At 64.5% G+C, this 15,872-nt stretch carries 17 protein-coding genes; all 17 read left to right on the top strand.

Features of this window, described 5'->3' with window-relative positions; genetic code table 11:
- Positions 1–338: 338 nt before the first annotated feature.
- Positions 339–569 (top strand): 50S ribosomal protein L31, encoded by a 231-nt coding sequence (gene rpmE, locus AB0J47_RS32795; RefSeq protein WP_364355041.1) that lies wholly within the window; start codon positions 339–341, stop codon positions 567–569.
- 84 nt (positions 570–653) lie between these two features.
- Positions 654–1,724 (top strand): peptide chain release factor 1, encoded by a 1,071-nt coding sequence (gene prfA, locus AB0J47_RS32790; RefSeq protein ID WP_364355038.1) that lies wholly within the window; start codon positions 654–656, stop codon positions 1,722–1,724.
- A 161-nt stretch (positions 1,725–1,885) separates the two neighbouring features.
- Entirely contained in the window at positions 1,886–2,758 is an 873-nt protein-coding gene (prmC, locus tag AB0J47_RS32785; RefSeq protein WP_364355035.1) for a peptide chain release factor N(5)-glutamine methyltransferase, read from the top strand.
- Between the two features lie 176 nt (positions 2,759–2,934).
- Positions 2,935–3,600, top strand: coding sequence for an L-threonylcarbamoyladenylate synthase (locus tag AB0J47_RS32780; protein WP_364355032.1), 666 nt, complete (start codon positions 2,935–2,937; stop codon positions 3,598–3,600).
- A gap of 40 nt (positions 3,601–3,640) precedes the next feature.
- Complete coding sequence (locus AB0J47_RS32775) at positions 3,641–4,783, top strand: MraY family glycosyltransferase (RefSeq protein ID WP_364355029.1); 1,143 nt, start codon at positions 3,641–3,643, stop codon at positions 4,781–4,783.
- A gap of 26 nt (positions 4,784–4,809) precedes the next feature.
- A complete protein-coding gene (locus AB0J47_RS32770; RefSeq protein WP_364355026.1) occupies positions 4,810–5,265 on the top strand; it encodes a hypothetical protein in 456 nt (151 codons plus the stop codon).
- A 245-nt stretch (positions 5,266–5,510) separates the two neighbouring features.
- Positions 5,511–6,359: a F0F1 ATP synthase subunit A gene (atpB, locus tag AB0J47_RS32765; protein WP_245567032.1), complete on the top strand. Its 849-nt coding sequence runs from the start codon at positions 5,511–5,513 to the stop codon at positions 6,357–6,359.
- Positions 6,360–6,430: 71 nt separating this feature from the next.
- Positions 6,431–6,679, top strand: a complete 249-nt coding sequence (locus AB0J47_RS32760; RefSeq protein ID WP_040687112.1) for an ATP synthase F0 subunit C — start codon at positions 6,431–6,433, stop codon at positions 6,677–6,679.
- 7 nt (positions 6,680–6,686) lie between these two features.
- Entirely contained in the window at positions 6,687–7,247 is a 561-nt protein-coding gene (locus AB0J47_RS32755) for a F0F1 ATP synthase subunit B (protein ID WP_040687114.1), read from the top strand.
- Positions 7,248–7,266: 19 nt separating this feature from the next.
- The gene (locus tag AB0J47_RS32750; RefSeq protein WP_364355020.1) at positions 7,267–8,073 is read left to right on the top strand and encodes a F0F1 ATP synthase subunit delta; all 807 of its coding nucleotides are present in this window, start codon (positions 7,267–7,269) and stop codon (positions 8,071–8,073) included.
- A gap of 49 nt (positions 8,074–8,122) precedes the next feature.
- Positions 8,123–9,760: a F0F1 ATP synthase subunit alpha gene (atpA, locus tag AB0J47_RS32745; protein ID WP_364355017.1), complete on the top strand. Its 1,638-nt coding sequence runs from the start codon at positions 8,123–8,125 to the stop codon at positions 9,758–9,760.
- A 131-nt stretch (positions 9,761–9,891) separates the two neighbouring features.
- Positions 9,892–10,863, top strand: a complete 972-nt coding sequence (locus AB0J47_RS32740) for a F0F1 ATP synthase subunit gamma (RefSeq protein WP_062982627.1) — start codon at positions 9,892–9,894, stop codon at positions 10,861–10,863.
- 96 nt (positions 10,864–10,959) lie between these two features.
- Positions 10,960–12,402 carry a F0F1 ATP synthase subunit beta gene (gene atpD / locus AB0J47_RS32735; RefSeq protein WP_062982624.1) on the top strand — a complete coding sequence of 481 codons (1,443 nt, stop codon included), beginning with the start codon at positions 10,960–10,962 and terminating at the stop codon, positions 12,400–12,402.
- A 6-nt stretch (positions 12,403–12,408) separates the two neighbouring features.
- Positions 12,409–12,783 (top strand): F0F1 ATP synthase subunit epsilon, encoded by a 375-nt coding sequence (locus tag AB0J47_RS32730; RefSeq protein WP_364355012.1) that lies wholly within the window; start codon positions 12,409–12,411, stop codon positions 12,781–12,783.
- Between the two features lie 275 nt (positions 12,784–13,058).
- The gene (locus tag AB0J47_RS32725) at positions 13,059–13,481 is read left to right on the top strand and encodes a DUF2550 domain-containing protein (protein ID WP_364355009.1); all 423 of its coding nucleotides are present in this window, start codon (positions 13,059–13,061) and stop codon (positions 13,479–13,481) included.
- 9 nt (positions 13,482–13,490) lie between these two features.
- Complete coding sequence (locus AB0J47_RS32720; protein ID WP_364355006.1) at positions 13,491–14,072, top strand: cob(I)yrinic acid a,c-diamide adenosyltransferase; 582 nt, start codon at positions 13,491–13,493, stop codon at positions 14,070–14,072.
- Positions 14,073–14,223: 151 nt separating this feature from the next.
- Positions 14,224–15,483, top strand: a complete 1,260-nt coding sequence (gene murA / locus AB0J47_RS32715) for a UDP-N-acetylglucosamine 1-carboxyvinyltransferase (RefSeq protein ID WP_364355003.1) — start codon at positions 14,224–14,226, stop codon at positions 15,481–15,483.
- Positions 15,484–15,872: the final 389 nt, after the last annotated feature.

Genomic DNA, 15,872 nt, shown 5'->3' with positions numbered 1-15,872 from the left:
TGTTCTCCCTTCTGTCTCGGCACGCCGATGTGCATCAGGCCTAAAACTCTATGAACATTGGTGTTCGTATCCACGAGTAGCGGACTACCTGTATTAAGGGTTCCGTAAGAACACGATCAACGCGTGCCAGTAGTTCAATTGGCAATAAGGCTTGGGGACTACCTAGGGGTGGGAACAAACCGGGGGGCTGGGGCGTTTTGGGAGCGTAACCACCGTTCTGGCATACTGAACGGTCGTTGCGTCTGCTCCGCTGAGCAGGCCTCCCGCCTAAGTCGGCTCCGGTTCACGTCCTCGCGATCTGCGCGGGCGACCCGGCGGCCAATATCGAGAGGACACCCATGAAGGCAGGAATTCATCCGGCGTATGTCGAGACCACGGTCGTCTGTGGTTGCGGCAATACCTTCCAGACTCGCAGCACCAAGGAGTCGGGACACATCACCGTCGAGGTCTGCTCGCAGTGCCATCCGTTCTACACCGGCAAGCAGAAGATCCTCGACACCGGTGGTCGCGTGGCCCGCTTCGAGGCTCGCTACGGCAAGCGTGCCGGCAAGACGGCCGACGCAAAGTAGCTTCCCCGCCGACGCCCGGTCCTGCACTGCAGGCCGGGCGTCGGCGCTTTTGTGTGGCCAGTACGGAAAAAGAGAGGAAGCACCGTGACGCAACCGTCCGCGATCGATGACATCCTGGCCGAGCACGCGGGCCTGGAGACGCAGCTCGCCGATCCGGCGCTGCACAACGATCCGGGCGCCGCGCGCCGGGTCGGCAAGCGGTTCGCCGAGCTGGCCCCGATCATGGCCACCTACAACAAGCTGAAGTCCGCCCGCGATGATCTCGCCGCCGCACAGGAACTCGCGGCCGACGACGCGTCCTTCGCCGCGGAGGTGCCGGACCTGGAACAACAGGTCGTCGAGCTGGAGCAGACCCTCGCGGATCTGCTCGCTCCGCGTGACCCGCACGACGGCGACGATGTGGTGCTCGAGGTGAAATCCGGTGAGGGCGGTGAGGAATCGGCGCTGTTCGCCTCGGATTTGGCCCGCATGTACGTCCGCTATGCCGAGCGGCATGGCTGGAAGGTCGAGATTCTCGATGTGAACATCTCCGACCTGGGCGGCTACAAGGACGCGACCATCTCCATCAAGAGCCGCGACGCTGCGCGCGACGGTGTCTGGTCCCGCTTCAAATTCGAGGGCGGCGTGCACCGCGTCCAGCGAGTTCCGGTGACCGAATCGCAGGGCCGAATCCACACCTCGGCGGCCGGTGTGCTGATCTATCCGGAGCCCGACGAGGTCGAAGAGGTGCAGATCGACGAATCGGATCTGCGCATCGACGTCTACCGCTCCTCCGGCAAGGGCGGCCAGGGCGTCAACACCACCGACTCCGCGGTCCGCATCACCCATCTGCCCTCGGGCATCGTGGTGACCTGCCAGAACGAGCGCTCCCAGTTGCAGAACAAGGCCCGCGCCATGCAGGTGCTCGCGGCTCGACTGCAGGCGCTCGCCGAGGATCAGGCCGATCAGGAAGCCGCGGCCGGTCGGGCCAGCCAGATCCGCACCGTGGACCGCTCCGAGCGCATCCGCACCTACAACTTCCCGGAGAACCGCATTACCGACCACCGTATCGGCTTCAAGGCGCACAACCTGGATACCGTGCTCGACGGTGATATGGACGCACTCCTGGATGCCCTGGGCAAGGCGGATCGCGAAGCCAGAATGGCCGCGGAGTAAATCGCGGCTCGGCGCGATGCCGGTCGGGTCAACTGATTTGGTATGAACATGGGTAACTCACCGGGTACGCCCAGAATTCGACCCGGTAAACAACCGCCGGCCCACGACGCCATTCCGCAGGCACCTACGACCGGCAAAGACGCGGAGAGGCGGACAAGTCCATGACGCGTGTGGTGTTGCGCCCCGCGATCAACCAGGCGGTCGAAACTTTGCGGGCGGCGGGGGTGCACAGTCCACAAGCCGACGCCGAATATTTGGCCGCCCATCTGCTCGGCGTCGATCGGACCCGGTTAGCGCTGACGCCACTGGTCGCGCCGGAGCTGATCGAGGAGTATCGAGCCTTAGTGGATCGGCGCGCGCAGCGAATTCCGCTGCAGCACCTGACCGGCACCGCGGCAATCGGGGAGATCGAACTCGCGGTCGGACCCGGCGTCTTCGTGCCGCGTCCCGAGACCGAATTACTGTTCGCCTGGGCATTGGCGCAATTGGAGGCGCTGCCGCACGATCACACGCCGGTCGTCGTCGATCTGTGCACTGGCTCCGGCGCGCTGGCACTCGCCATTGCCCGGGCCCGCCCGGATGCGGAGGTGCACGCGATCGAAATCGATCCCGCGGCCCTGCAATGGGCACGTCGCAATGCCGATCTGCGTATTGCCGAGGGTGACACCCCGATCACCCTGTACGCCGACGATGTCGCCGACTCCAATCTGCTTACCGAACTGAACGGCAAGGTAGATCTCGTCGTCGCCAATCCGCCCTACATCCCCGAAGGCGCCGAACTCGATCCAGAGGTCGCCGATCACGATCCGCATCTGGCCCTCTTCGGCGGTCCGGACGGACTGGACGTCATTCGCCGGATGATTCCCACCATCACCCGCCTGCTGCGTCCCGGTGGTTCCTGCGGCATCGAACACGACGACACCAACGGCTCCGCTCTCGCCGCTCTGCTGGCCCAGCAGGGTGACTTCACCCACATCGTCGAACACCCCGACCTCGCAGGTAAACCCCGCTTCGTCACTGCCACCCGCCCCTAACCCCTGCCCTCGGTCACCCTGGCGCCCCGAAGGTCGCCGACGAGGAGTCGAATGGTGGTTCTGAAGCCCGGGAGGAGCGACCATTCAACTCCCGCCAGGGGGTGGTTCGAGGGTGGCGGGAGTTAGGGCACCCCGGGATGGTGGCATCGAGTGGCACGCGTGACAGGATGGTGGCCGTGAGTACCGTCTACGACTGCGCGGATCCCGACTCGCGCGCCGCCGGACTGACCGCGGCCACCAGCGCCCTGAAATCCGGTCGGCTGGTCGTACTGCCGACCGATACCCTGTACGGCCTGGCCGCCGACGCGTTCGATTCCACCGCGGTGAGCGATCTGCTCGCCGCCAAGCGGCGTGGTCGCGATATGCCGGTACCGGTGCTGGTCGGCTCCTGGCACACCATCGACGGTCTGGTGTTCTCGGTGCGCCCGCAGGCCCGCGAGCTGATCCGGGCATTCTGGCCCGGTGGACTGAGTCTTGTTGTGCAGCAGGCGCCTTCGCTGGCCTGGGACCTCGGTGACACTCGTGGCACGGTCATGCTGCGGATGCCGCTGCACCCGGTCGCGCTGGAACTGCTGCGCGAGGTCGGCCCGCTGGCGGTCTCGAGCGCCAATGTCTCCGGGCAGCCGCCCGCCAAGACCGCCGCCGAGGCGCGCGATCAGCTCGGCGATCTGGTCGGCGTCTATCTCGACGGCGGCCCGGCCGAACATGCGGTCGCGTCCACCATCGTCGACCTCACCGCGGATCAGCCGCGGATCCTGCGCGCCGGCGCGGTACCGGTCGGCGATATCGCCGATGTGCTCGGGATGTCGCCGGAGGCGCTGACCAGCGTCGCGACGCGGTGATCTCGGGACGCAGTGATCGTATGGCGGATCAGATAAACGGATGATCGGTTCGGGTGCGGTAGTTCCTTTGCGCGAGCTGCTGCTCGTGCTTCTCATCTCGGGCACGGTGACGTTCCTGGCCACCGGTGGAATTCGGGTGCTCGCCATCGCCTTCGGCGCGGTGGCGGTGCCGCGCGAGCGTGATGTGCACGTCAAGCCGATTCCGCGAATGGGCGGGGTCGGCATGTACGTCGGGGTGGTCGCGGCCGTGCTGTTCGCGCACCAATTGCCCGCGTTGCGAAGGGGTTTCGATTACGCGCCGGATATTCCGGCGGTGTTGGTCGCGGCCACGCTCATCGTGCTCGTCGGCATCGTCGACGACCGCTGGGGCCTGGACGCGCTGACCAAATTCGCCGGTCAGGTCACCTCCGCCGGTGTGATGGCGGTGATGGGCCTGAGCTGGTACGTCATCTACAACCCGTTCAACGACACAACGGTGGTGCTGGACGCGCTGCAGGGCGGACTGGTCACGGTCGGCATCACGGTGACCCTGGTCAATGCGATGAATTTCGTCGACGGACTCGACGGTCTCGCGGCCGGATTGGGCCTGATCTGCGCGGGCGCGGTCTTCGTATTCACCGTAGGCCTGCTTTACAGCCAGGGCGGTTCGGTCGACACCTATCCGCCCGCCCTGCTGGCCGCCGCGCTCGCGGGCGCCTGTTTGGGATTTCTGCCACACAATTTTTCCCCCGCCCGGATATTCATGGGCGATTCCGGTTCGATGTTGATCGGGCTCATGTTGGCCGCGGTGTCGACGGGCGCCTCGGGCCGAATCAATTTGGCGGGCTATGGGCCGCGCGACATCGTCGGTCTGCTTTCACCGCTGCTGCTCGTCGGTGCGGTGATGTTCATTCCGGTATTGGATCTGCTGTTGGCCATCGTGCGCCGGGTCCGTGCGGGTGTGAGTTTCTCGACACCGGACAAAATGCACCTGCATCACCGGTTGTTGCAGATCGGGCATTCGCACCGTCGCGTGGTGCTGGTGATCTATTTGTGGGTTGGCGTGCTCGCCTTCGGAGCCGTCGGCACTTCGCTGATCCATGACCGCCGGATTGTGGTGTTGATGATGGCGGGCGGCCTGGTTTTCGCGCTTGTGGTGACCGCCATACCGGGCCTGCGGCGCAAGGAGCCCACGGATTCGTAAAGCAAGGCCCAGGTAAAGTTCGAGTCGTGAGTCTCACTAACCCCGTGCCCGGTCCCGACGCACCGCTGAAGGCGGCGCTGCGCTACGGCGTGATCGGTTTGGCCGTGTTGGTAGTGGTTTCGGTGGCCATCGCCGCGGCCGTCGCGGGCCTGTCCGGACTCTGGGGGGCACTGATCGGCGCGGCCATCGGCGGCGGCTTCATTCTCACCACCGCGGCCGTGGTGCTGTTCGGCGCGAAGCTGCCGCCGAGCACCGCGGGCCTGGTCATGCTGGTGAGTTGGGTAGGCAAGCTGCTGGTCGCGATGATCGTGATCGCGGTGCTGCAGCGGTTCGACTTCTACGATCGGATGGCGCTGTTCCTGACCGTGGTCGGCTCCTTGCTCATCGTGCTCGGCGCGGAGACGTATGGTGTTCTGCGGCAGAAGGTCCCGTATGTAAACGTACCGACCGGTGAGTCCGATTTGCCCTCTGTACAGCAATAATCGCCCCCACCTACACGCTGTCGTAGATAACTTGGTAAAGTGTTGGTAAGCAAGCGACCAAGCGAGGGGGGATCACCAAGATCCCGCTGCGTGGCAGCTATGCTTACTGCCGTACCGGGCTCCGAGGGGTTCCGGTTCTGCATGTCGACGAATGTCGCCGACACTACGTACAGACGCCCATGCGGATTGCCGCACAGCTGCTGACGAATTTTCGAGCCGACCTGAGTCGACCCAATTGATCGTCAATGTCCGATCGAACCGCGGGAATGACCGTACCCGCGGCCCGAACACGGGAGAGAACGCTGAGCGTCACCACTTTGGCGGGCGAGTTCCACGCGCCATCGCTGTCCGACTTCTTCCCTCCAGCAGTGCTGTTCGAGGGTACGCCGTTCGAACTCGACCGTTTGATGCTGATCCGGCTGTTGATGACCGCCGTGCTGGTGCTCGTCATGGTGCTGGCATTCCGCAATCCTCGCATCGTCCCGCGTGGTCTGCAGAACATCGCCGAAACCGGTTTGGTCTTCGTCAAGGATCAGATTGCCGAAGAGGTGCTCGGTAAAGAATCCGGTCGCAAGTACCTCCCGTTGATCGCGACGATCTTCTTCACGGTTCTCTTTCTCAACTTCTCCGGCATCATTCCGGGGCTGAATATTTCGTCGAACGCCCGAATCGGCATGCCGCTGGTGCTGGCCCTCATCGCGTACCTCGCGTTCAACTTCGTGGGTATCAAGAAGTACGGGTTCGTCACCTACATGCGCAGCAGCATCGTCGTTCCGAATGTTCCGCCCGCATTGCACGTGTTGCTGATTCCGATCGAGTTCGTCTCGACATTCATCCTGCGTCCGTTCACGCTGACCGTCCGACTCATGGCGAATATGCTGGCCGGCCACATCATGCTGGTGCTGTTCTTCAGCGCCACCTGGTTCTTCCTGTTCGACGCCGCCGCCTGGATGAAGGTGTTCTCGCCGTTCTCGCTGCTGGCCGGACTCGGGTTCACGCTGTTCGAAATGCTGGTCATCTTCCTGCAGGCCTACGTTTTCGCCCTGCTGACCGCCGTTTACATCGGACTCGCGCAACACGCTGATTCGCACTGACCACCAACTACCGGATATCTGCTGCACCACGCCGTCCGGCGGGTGAGCAAAAGAAAGGGAATGGAAGACTCATGAGCCTCGCGTACCTGGCCCAGGAAGCCGCGACCACGTCGGAGAAGTTCAAGGGCTTCGGCGCCATCGGCTACGGCCTGGCCGCTATCGGCCCGGGCATCGGCGTAGGCATCGTCGTCGGTAAGGCCATCGAGGGTATTGCCCGTCAGCCCGAGCTGCAGGGCACCATCCGCACAAACATGTTCCTCGGTATCGCGTTCACCGAGGCCCTCGCCCTGATCGGCCTTGTGGCCGGCTTCATCTTCTGAGATTGCTATGAGCACGCTTTCATTGCTCGCGGCGGAAACGGGGGAGGACATCAATCCCCTCATCCCCGAGACCTACGACATCGTCTGGTCGGTGGTCTGCATTGCGATCATCGGCGTCATTTTCTACAAGTACGTCATCCCGCGCCTCATCAAGGTGTTGGATGAACGTGCGGACAAGATCGAGGGTGGAATCCAGCGGGCCGAGGCCGCGCAGGAAGAAGCCCAGCTGACGCTGCAGCAGTACCAACAGCAGTTGGCAGACGCCCGGCTCGAGGCCGCGCGCATCCGTGAGGACGCACGCACCCAGGGCCAGCAGATCCTCGCGCAGATGCGCGCGGAAGCACAGGCCGAAAGCGACCGCATCGTCGCCGCCGGTCACAGCCAGCTGGAAGCTCAGCGCCAGCAGATCTTGACCGAGCTGCGCGCCGAAGTCGGCAAAACTGCCGTCGATTTGGCCGAAAAGATTATCGGACAGTCGGTTTCGGACGAAGCTAAGCAAGCGGCATCGATCGACCGGTTCCTGTCCGAACTCGATCAGTCGGATGCCGGCATCGGGGTCGGAAGGTAGCGACGCGAAAGTGAGAAGCATGTACGCAGCGAGCCGCGAGGCAAGCTCCCGGGCACGGGAGGCACTTCGGGCCGCTCTGACCGGAAGCGACAGTGTTGCGGCCACGACGGGGTCGGAACTGTTCGCCGTTGTCGCCGTGCTGGATGACCAGCGTTCGCTGCGTGTTGCGCTCGCGGACGTGTCGGTGCCCGGCTCGGTGCGCGCCGAACTCAGCGAGCGGGTCTTCAGCGGCAAGGTCAGCCCCGCCACCCTGGCGGTGCTGACCACCGCGGTGGCCCAGAACTGGTCGCGCACCGCCGATTTGGTCGACACCCTGGTGTTGCTCGGCCAGGAGGCGTTGCTGGAGTCCGCCGCCGACAGCGGACGACTCGGGGCGGTCGAGGACGAATTGTTCCGACTCGGCCGGATCGTCGGCGACAATCCCGAACTGGAGCAGGCACTTTCGGATCGTGCGAAGCCCGCCGCGGCCAAGCGCGAACTGATCGACCGGCTGCTCGCGGGCAAGACCGAGACCATCACCCAGACCCTGGCGGATCAGGTGGTCACCCGGTCGACGAATATCGGCGGCGCGTTCGGCGAGCTGTCCGATCTCGCGGCCGCGCGGCGCGATCAGATCGTCGCGCATGTGCGTGCCGCGGTCGCGCTGACCGACCAGCAGCGTGACCATCTCGGGGCGTCGTTGCAGCGCATCTACGGCAAGCCGGTCACGGTGCACGTGCAGGTCGATCCGAGTCTGCTGACCGGCGTCGTGGTGCGGGTCGGCGACGACCTGATCGACGGCAGCGCCACCGGCCGCTTGGAACGGCTGCGTCGGGCTCTGGCCTGACGATCCACCTCCCCCGACATCCAGACCAGACAGCGAGAGCAGGAAGACTATGGCGGAGCTGACGATCTCCACCGATGAGATCCGTAGCGCGATCGAGAGCTACACCCAGAGCTACACCCCGGAAACCTCCATCGAGGAAGTCGGTGTTGTCACCGACTGCAGCGACGGCATCGCGCACGTCAGTGGCCTGCCCTCGGCGATGGCCAATGAATTGCTCGAGTTCCCGGGTGGTGTGCTCGGCGTCGCGCTGAACCTCGAGGACCGCGAGATCGGTGCGGTTATCCTCGGCGAGTTCGCGGAAATCGAAGAGGGCCAGCAGGTGCGCCGCACCGGCGACGTGCTCTCGGTTCCCGTCGGTGACAAGTTCCTCGGCCGCGTGGTCAACCCGCTCGGCCAGCCGATCGACGGCCTCGGCGAGATCGAGGCCGAAGAGCAGCGCGTGCTGGAGCTGCAGGCCGCGACCGTGCTGCAGCGTCAGCCGGTCGAGGAGCCGCTGGCCACCGGCATCACCGCCATCGACGCCCTGACCGCCATCGGTCGTGGTCAGCGTCAGCTGATCATCGGCGACCGCAAGACCGGTAAGACCGCGGTCTGCATCGACGCGATCCTGGCGCAGAAGGCCAACTGGGAGACCGGCGACCCGAAGAAGCAGGTCCGCTGCATCTACGTCGCGATCGGCCAGAAGGGTTCCACCATCGCGGGTGTGAAGACCGCGCTGGAATCGCACGGTGCGATGGAGTACACCACCATCGTCGCGGCCCCCGCTTCCGACTCGGCCGGCTTCAAATGGCTTGCGCCCTACACCGGTTCGGCCATCGGCCAGCACTGGATGTACCAGGGCAAGCACGTCCTGATCGTGTTCGACGACCTGACCAAGCAGGCCGAGGCCTACCGCGCCATCTCGCTGCTGCTGCGTCGTCCGCCGGGCCGTGAGGCGTACCCGGGTGACGTCTTCTACCTGCACTCGCGTCTGCTGGAGCGTTGCGCGAAGCTGTCCGACGAGATGGGCGCCGGCTCGATGACTGGTCTGCCGATCATCGAGACCAAGGCCAACGACATCTCGGCGTTCATCCCGACCAACGTCATCTCCATCACCGACGGCCAGGTCTTCCTCGAGTCCGACCTGTTCAACAAGGGTGTCCGTCCGGCGATCAACGTCGGTACCTCGGTCTCCCGTGTCGGTGGTGCCGCCCAGACCAAGGGCATGAAGAAGGTCGCCGGTTCGCTGCGTCTGGAAATGGCGCAGTACCGCGAGCTGGAGGCGTTCTCCGCCTTCGCCTCCGACCTCGACGCCGCCTCGCTCGCCCAGCTGGAGCGCGGTGCCCGCTGGGTCGAGCTGCTCAAGCAGGACCAGTACTCGCCGGTTCCGGTGGAGGACCAGATCGTCTCGATCTTCCTGGTCGACGCCGGCTACTTCGACTCGGTTCCGGTTGCCGACGTTCGTCGCTTCAATGTCGAACTGCTCGAGGATCTGCACCGCAGCGCGGCCGACGCCTTCAAGTCGATCGAGGGCGGCAAGGTCCTCGACAACGAGAACGGCGATGCCATCAAGGCGGCCACCGACAAGTTCAAGCAGGGCTTCCTCGCTTCCGACGGTTCGCGCGTCGTGAACGAGGCCGCCGCCGGTGAGCTCGACCACGAAGAGGTCGAATCGCTGTCGGTGACCCGCAAGCACGTCGAGAAGTAATCGAGCCCGCTGATGCGCTATTCGATCCGCAGCATGAGCGACGGGCACGGACGCGGTAGCTTGCGTGTCCACGCAGTGCCCCGCGAATGCTGCAATCCGGTACAGGCGAATGAAGGGAGTGTGAACCGCTGATGGCAAGCTTGCGTGAATTGCGCTCCCGCATTCGTGGTGTGAGTTCGATCAAGAAGATCACCAAGGCCCAGGAGCTGATCGCGACCTCGCGAATCTCCAAGGCCCAGGCCAGGGTTGCGGCCGCGAAGCCGTTCGCCGAGGAGATCACCAAGGTCCTCGGCGAACTGGCGAGTGCGTCGACGAGTCTGTCGCACCCACTGCTGACCGAGCGGGCCAATCCGCGCCGCGCCGCGGTCCTGGTGATCACCAGTGACAGCGGCATGTGCGGTGGCTACAACTCCAACGTGCTCAAGCGCGCCGAGGAGCTCATGGTCACCCTGCGTGGCGAGGGCAAGGAGCCGGTGCTGTACGTGATGGGCAATAAGGGCCTCACGTACTACACCTTCCGCAACCGACCGGTGGTCAGCGCGTGGACCGGATTCTCCCAGCAGCCGAAGTACAACGATGCCACGGCCGCGTGCCACCACCTGGTGGACGCGTTCATGGCGGGCTCCGAGGCTGAGATTCCGGCCCCGAACGGGGTGGGCAATATCGAGGGCGTCGACGAGTTGCACATCGTGTACACCCGTTTCGTCTCGATGCTGACCCAGACCCCCGAGGTTCGTCGTCTGGCGCCGATCCAGGTCAGCTATGTCGACGAAGACTACGACATGGGTGAGGACAGCTTCACCGACTCGCCGACCGCGGAACTCACCGCGCAGTACGAGTTCGAGCCCGATGCCGATGTGCTGTTGGCGGCGCTGCTGCCCAAGTACATCAACACCCGCATCTACTCATCGTTGCTCGAGGCAGCGGCATCCGAGTCCGCGGCTCGGCGCACCGCAATGAAGGCAGCCACCGACAACGCCAACGAACTGGCCAATGTGCTTACCCGGCAGGCGAATTCGGTGCGGCAGGCCCAGATCACGCAGGAAATCAGCGAAATCGTCGGCGGCGTGAACGCGCTGGCTTCGAGCTCGGACCGCGACTAAAGGCTGCCCGCGGCCTGAGATCAGGGGCCGGAGGCGGAAGCGCAGCGTAACCACGGAGGGCCTCCGAAGGCCGCGAATAGGACACGGAAGAGAAAAATGACCGCAGCAGTCACACAAGAGAGCCGGACCGGCGCGAAAACAGGTCGCGTCGTCCGCGTCATCGGCCCCGTCGTGGACGTCGAGTTCCCGCGGGGTTCCATCCCTGAGCTGTTCAACGCTCTGCACGCCGAGATCACCCTGACCTCGGTGGCCAAGACCCTGACCCTCGAGGTCGCCCAGCACCTCGGTGACAACATCGTGCGCACCATCTCGATGCAGCCCACCGACGGTCTGGTCCGTGGCGCCACCGTCACCGACAGTGGCAAGCCGATTTCGGTGCCCGTCGGTGACGTCGTCAAGGGCCACGTCTTCAACGCCCTCGGCGACTGCCTCGACGCGCCGGGTACCGGTCGCGACGGCGAGCAGTGGGGCATCCACCGCAAGCCTCCGTCATTCGACCAGCTCGAGGGTAAGACCGAGATCCTGGAGACGGGCATCAAGGTCATCGACCTGCTGACCCCGTACGTGAAGGGCGGCAAGATCGGTCTGTTCGGTGGTGCCGGTGTCGGCAAGACCGTGCTCATCCAGGAGATGATCACCCGTATCGCGCGCGAGTTCTCCGGCACCTCGGTGTTCGCGGGCGTCGGTGAGCGCACCCGCGAGGGCACCGACCTGCACCTGGAAATGGAAGAGATGGGCGTCCTCCAGGACACCGCCCTCGTCTTCGGGCAGATGGACGAGCCGCCGGGCACCCGTATGCGCGTCGCCCTCTCGGCCCTGACCATGGCCGAGTACTTCCGTGACGTGCAGCACCAGGACGTGCTGCTGTTCATCGACAACATCTTCCGGTTCACCCAGGCCGGTTCCGAGGTGTCGACCCTGCTCGGCCGCATGCCCTCGGCCGTCGGTTACCAGCCGACGCTGGCCGACGAGATGGGTGAGCTGCAGGAGCGCATCACCTCGACCCGTGGTCGGTCCATCACCTCGCTGCAGGCCATCTACGTGCCCGCGGACGACTACACCGACCCGGCCCCGGCGACCACCTTCGCCCACCTCGATGCGACGACCGAGCTCTCCCGCCCGATCTCGCAGAAGGGCATCTACCCGGCCGTCGACCCGCTGACCTCGACCTCCCGCATCCTGGAGGCCTCGATCGTCGGCGCGGAGCACTTCCGGGTCGCCAACGAGGTCAAGCGGATCCTGCAGAAGTACAAGGAACTACAGGACATCATCGCCATCCTCGGCATGGACGAGCTCTCCGAAGAGGACAAGGTTCTCGTCGGCCGGGCCCGCCGTCTGGAGAAGTTCCTCGGCCAGAACTTCATCGTGGCCGAGAAGTTCACCGGCCAGCCGGGTTCGGTGGTGCCGCTGACCGACACCATCGAGGCGTTCGACCGCGTCTGCAAGGGCGAGTTCGACCACTTCCCGGAGCAGGCGTTCAACTCCTGCGGTGGTCTCGACGACGTCGAGGCGGCCGCGAAGAAGATCGCCGGAAAGTAGTCACCCATGGCGGAGATGTCAGTTGATCTGGTCGCCGTCGAACGTTTGCTCTGGTCCGGCCAGGCGACGTTCGTCAGCGCGCAGACCACCGAGGGTCAGATCGGCATCATGGCGGGTCACGAGCCGCTGCTCGGTCAGTTGGCCGAGGGCGGCATCGTGAGCATCGTGCCCACCGAGGGCGAGCGGATCACCGCTGCGGTGCACGGCGGGTTCTTCTCGGTGACCGCGACCTCGGTCCGGGTGCTGGCCGAATCCGCGGAGTTCGCCGATGAGATCGACGTCGAGGCGGCCCGTCGAGTGTTGGCCGACGCCGATGCCTCAGAGGAAGCCAAGATCGCGGCCCAAGGCCAGGTGCGCGCGGTCGAAGAGGCGAAGGCGTAGTACCGCACCAGGATTGGGTACGACCCGATAGCACGGCGCTGTCGGCGGCGAACGTATTCGCCGCCGACAGTGCCGTTTCCGGCTTCGAACGTTCAAAGGCAAGGCCCCGCCATTTGTAAACTCGGGGCCGTGGTTGAATTGCCGCACGCGGTGTGAGCATCAGGCCCGCAGGCGTCAGCCTGCGTGACCATGGAGGGTCTGCGAACACCGCCGATCGCATGCCGTGTCGTCGACACGGCGGCTGAACGAAGGGACGAACGGCATTGCAGACCGGGATGGTTCTCCTGATCATTCTGGTGCTCACGCTCGTTCTCTTGGCGTTGGCCTCCACCTACCGGCTGATCATGTTGCGCCGCGGCGGCACCGCCGCGATTCTCCGGGTGCTGCCCGCGCGCGGCGGCCAGGGGTGGCGGCACGGCCTGATTCGATATGACGAGGATCGCCTCGTCTTCTACAAACTCTCCAGTCTGAAACTTGGTCCCGATTCCACCATTCGACGCCAGGGCATCGAGATCGGTGATCGGCGCGGCCCGCGTGGTGACGAATACGACATCATGACCGACGAGATCGCGGTAACCGCGGTTTCCGATAACAACGGCAATTACGAATTGGCCTTGGACCGCGGCTCACTGGCAGCCTTCCTCTCCTGGGTCGAATCCCGCCCCTCGGATCGCACCCGTCGGCTGCCCGGACTCTAGGCTGAACTCGTGAATGTGCACCTGACGCGGATCTACACGCGGACCGGCGACGATGGGACGACCGGTCTCAGCGATTTCTCGCGGGTGGCCAAAACCGATCCGAGGCTGGTCGCCTATGCGGACTGTGACGAAACGAATGCCGCCATCGGTGTGGCCGTCGCGCTCGGTGATCCTGCCCCGGAGTTGCTGAAGGTATTGCGCCAGGTGCAGAACGATCTGTTCGATGCGGGCGCGGATCTTTCTACCCCGGTGGTCGCGGAGCCGAAGTACCCGCCGCTGCGAATCACACAGCCGTATATCGAACGCCTCGAAGCCTGGTGCGATGAGTTCAATGCCGAACTGCCCGCGCTGAATTCGTTCATTCTGCCCGGTGGCACGCCGCTGGCCGCCCTGCTGCACACCGCCCGAACGGTGGCGCGCCGAGCGGAGCGTTCGGCATGGTCGGCGGTGCAGGCGCATCCGGACGATACGAATATCCTTCCGGCGAAGTACCTGAACCGCCTCTCCGACCTGCTGTTCATCCTCAGCCGTGTCGCCAACCCGGGCGGTGATGTGTTGTGGAAGCCTGGTGGCGAACAAGGTGGTTCGTGAATCGTCCGATCCGCACCGACACACGCAAAAAGTTGCTGGACACCCCGCAAGCCGTCCCAGCTACCTGGATATAACCCCGGCACTGCTACCACCGGCCCGCAACGCAACTATCCTTTGCACCAACAGTGCGCCGAATACGCGGAGAGGCGGCATGGAACGGTTTTTGGTTACTGGCGGGAATCGACTCGTCGGTGAGGTCGCGGTCGGGGGTGCGAAGAACAGCGTCCTCAAGTTGATGGCGGCTGCATTGCTGGCCGAAGGCACGACCACCATTACGAATTGCCCGGACATCCTCGATGTGCCGTTGATGGGTGATGTGCTGCGCGGCCTCGGCTGCGACGTCACGATCGACGGGTCGGTCGTCACGATCAACACGCCCGCCGAGCCCAAGTACCACGCGGATTTTCCGGCGGTGACCCAGTTCCGCGCTTCGGTCTGTGTGCTCGGTCCGCTGATGGCGCGGTGCAAGCGAGCCGTGGTCGCACTGCCCGGCGGTGACGCGATCGGCTCGCGACCGTTGGATATGCATCAGGCGGGTCTGCGTCTGCTCGGCGCGACCAGCGAAATCGAGCACGGTTGTGTGGTTGCCCGCGCGGACGAACTGCAGGGTGCTCGGATCCGGCTGGATTTTCCTTCGGTGGGTGCGACCGAGAACATCCTCATGGCGGCCGTGCTGGCCGAGGGGGAGACGGTCATCGACAACGCGGCCCGTGAACCCGACATCGTCGATCTGTGCAACATGCTCGTTCGGATGGGTGCGCGGATCAGTGGGGCGGGCACGTCGGTGCTCACCATTCAGGGGGTCGAGCGCCTCGCACCGACTACGCACCAGGTGATCGGTGACCGGATCGTCGCCGCGACCTGGGCGATCGCCGCGGTGATGACCATGGGAGATGTCCGGGTCGCCGGCGTCAACCCCAAGCACCTGTCCCTCGTGCTGGACAAGCTGCGCTCGGCCGGTGCGCGCATCTCGTTCGAACCGGACGGTTTCCGGGTGATCCAGGCCGACCGGCCGCGCGCGGTGAATTTCTCGACGCTACCTTTCCCGGGATTCCCGACCGATCTGCAGCCGATGGCCATCGGTCTGGCGGCGATTGCGGATGGCACCTCGATGATCACCGAGAACATCTTCGAGGCGCGCTTCCGTTTCGTGGAGGAGATGATCCGGCTGGGCGCCGACGCTCGGACCGATGGGCATCATGCGGTGGTGCGCGGAATTCCGCGGCTGTCGAGTGCGCCGGTGTGGTCGTCGGATATTCGGGCGGGCGCCGGGTTGGTACTTGCCGGTCTGGTTGCCGATGGCACCACCGAGGTGCACGACGTCTTCCATATCGACCGCGGCTACCCGAATTTCGTCGAACAGCTGCAGGCGTTGGGCGGTCAGGTGGAGCGAGTCGGCGCTGCGGATTGATCATGTGAACGGCAGGCGACGATTCCCTCGCGCCGAAAAGCGTTCCTGACCAGGCGATTTGACATCGTGCACACCGACACGTAACTTTATTCGAGTCAGAGCGACACGGACACCGACCCGGGGCCCACGCGCTGAGCCGAAAGGCTGAGCGAAGGACCAGGGAAACGAGGTAGGACGTTGAGCGCCTGGCGATCACACTAGCTCGAACGAGACCTCGATTTTGAATCGGGTTCACAGGTGAGCTAAGCTGGATAAGTTGCCTCACCGATCGACCGGGGTCAAACCCGTGAGATGGTGTGTGCGTGTGTTCTTTGAGAACTCAATAGTGTGTCGATGAATGTCAGTGCCAAATGTTTTATTTGGTTCCGGCTCCTCATACCCCCGTGTGG

Origin of the sequence: Nocardia sp. NPDC049737, from assembly GCF_040674755.1 — a bacterium.
Lineage (GTDB): Bacteria > Actinomycetota > Actinomycetes > Mycobacteriales > Mycobacteriaceae > Nocardia.
This window is presented reverse-complemented; position numbering and strand designations above follow the sequence as displayed.

Bases quoted from the DNA above. Each gene is read 5' to 3' on its own strand.
- AB0J47_RS32730 (WP_364355012.1), top strand. From the start codon at position 12,409: ATGGCGGAGATGTCAGTTGATCTGGTCGCCGTCGAACGTTTGCTCTGG.
- rpmE (WP_364355041.1), top strand. From the start codon at position 339: ATGAAGGCAGGAATTCATCCGGCGTATGTCGAGACCACGGTCGTCTGT.
- atpD (WP_062982624.1), top strand. From the start codon at position 10,960: ATGACCGCAGCAGTCACACAAGAGAGCCGGACCGGCGCGAAAACAGGT.
- AB0J47_RS32740 (WP_062982627.1), top strand. From the start codon at position 9,892: ATGGCAAGCTTGCGTGAATTGCGCTCCCGCATTCGTGGTGTGAGTTCG.
- AB0J47_RS32750 (WP_364355020.1), top strand. From the start codon at position 7,267: ATGTACGCAGCGAGCCGCGAGGCAAGCTCCCGGGCACGGGAGGCACTT.
- AB0J47_RS32725 (WP_364355009.1), top strand. From the start codon at position 13,059: ATGGTTCTCCTGATCATTCTGGTGCTCACGCTCGTTCTCTTGGCGTTG.
- murA (WP_364355003.1), top strand. From the start codon at position 14,224: ATGGAACGGTTTTTGGTTACTGGCGGGAATCGACTCGTCGGTGAGGTC.
- AB0J47_RS32760 (WP_040687112.1), top strand. From the start codon at position 6,431: ATGAGCCTCGCGTACCTGGCCCAGGAAGCCGCGACCACGTCGGAGAAG.
- AB0J47_RS32755 (WP_040687114.1), top strand. From the start codon at position 6,687: ATGAGCACGCTTTCATTGCTCGCGGCGGAAACGGGGGAGGACATCAAT.
- AB0J47_RS32775 (WP_364355029.1), top strand. From the start codon at position 3,641: ATGATCGGTTCGGGTGCGGTAGTTCCTTTGCGCGAGCTGCTGCTCGTG.
- atpB (WP_245567032.1), top strand. From the start codon at position 5,511: ATGTCCGATCGAACCGCGGGAATGACCGTACCCGCGGCCCGAACACGG.
- prmC (WP_364355035.1), top strand. From the start codon at position 1,886: ATGACGCGTGTGGTGTTGCGCCCCGCGATCAACCAGGCGGTCGAAACT.
- atpA (WP_364355017.1), top strand. From the start codon at position 8,123: ATGGCGGAGCTGACGATCTCCACCGATGAGATCCGTAGCGCGATCGAG.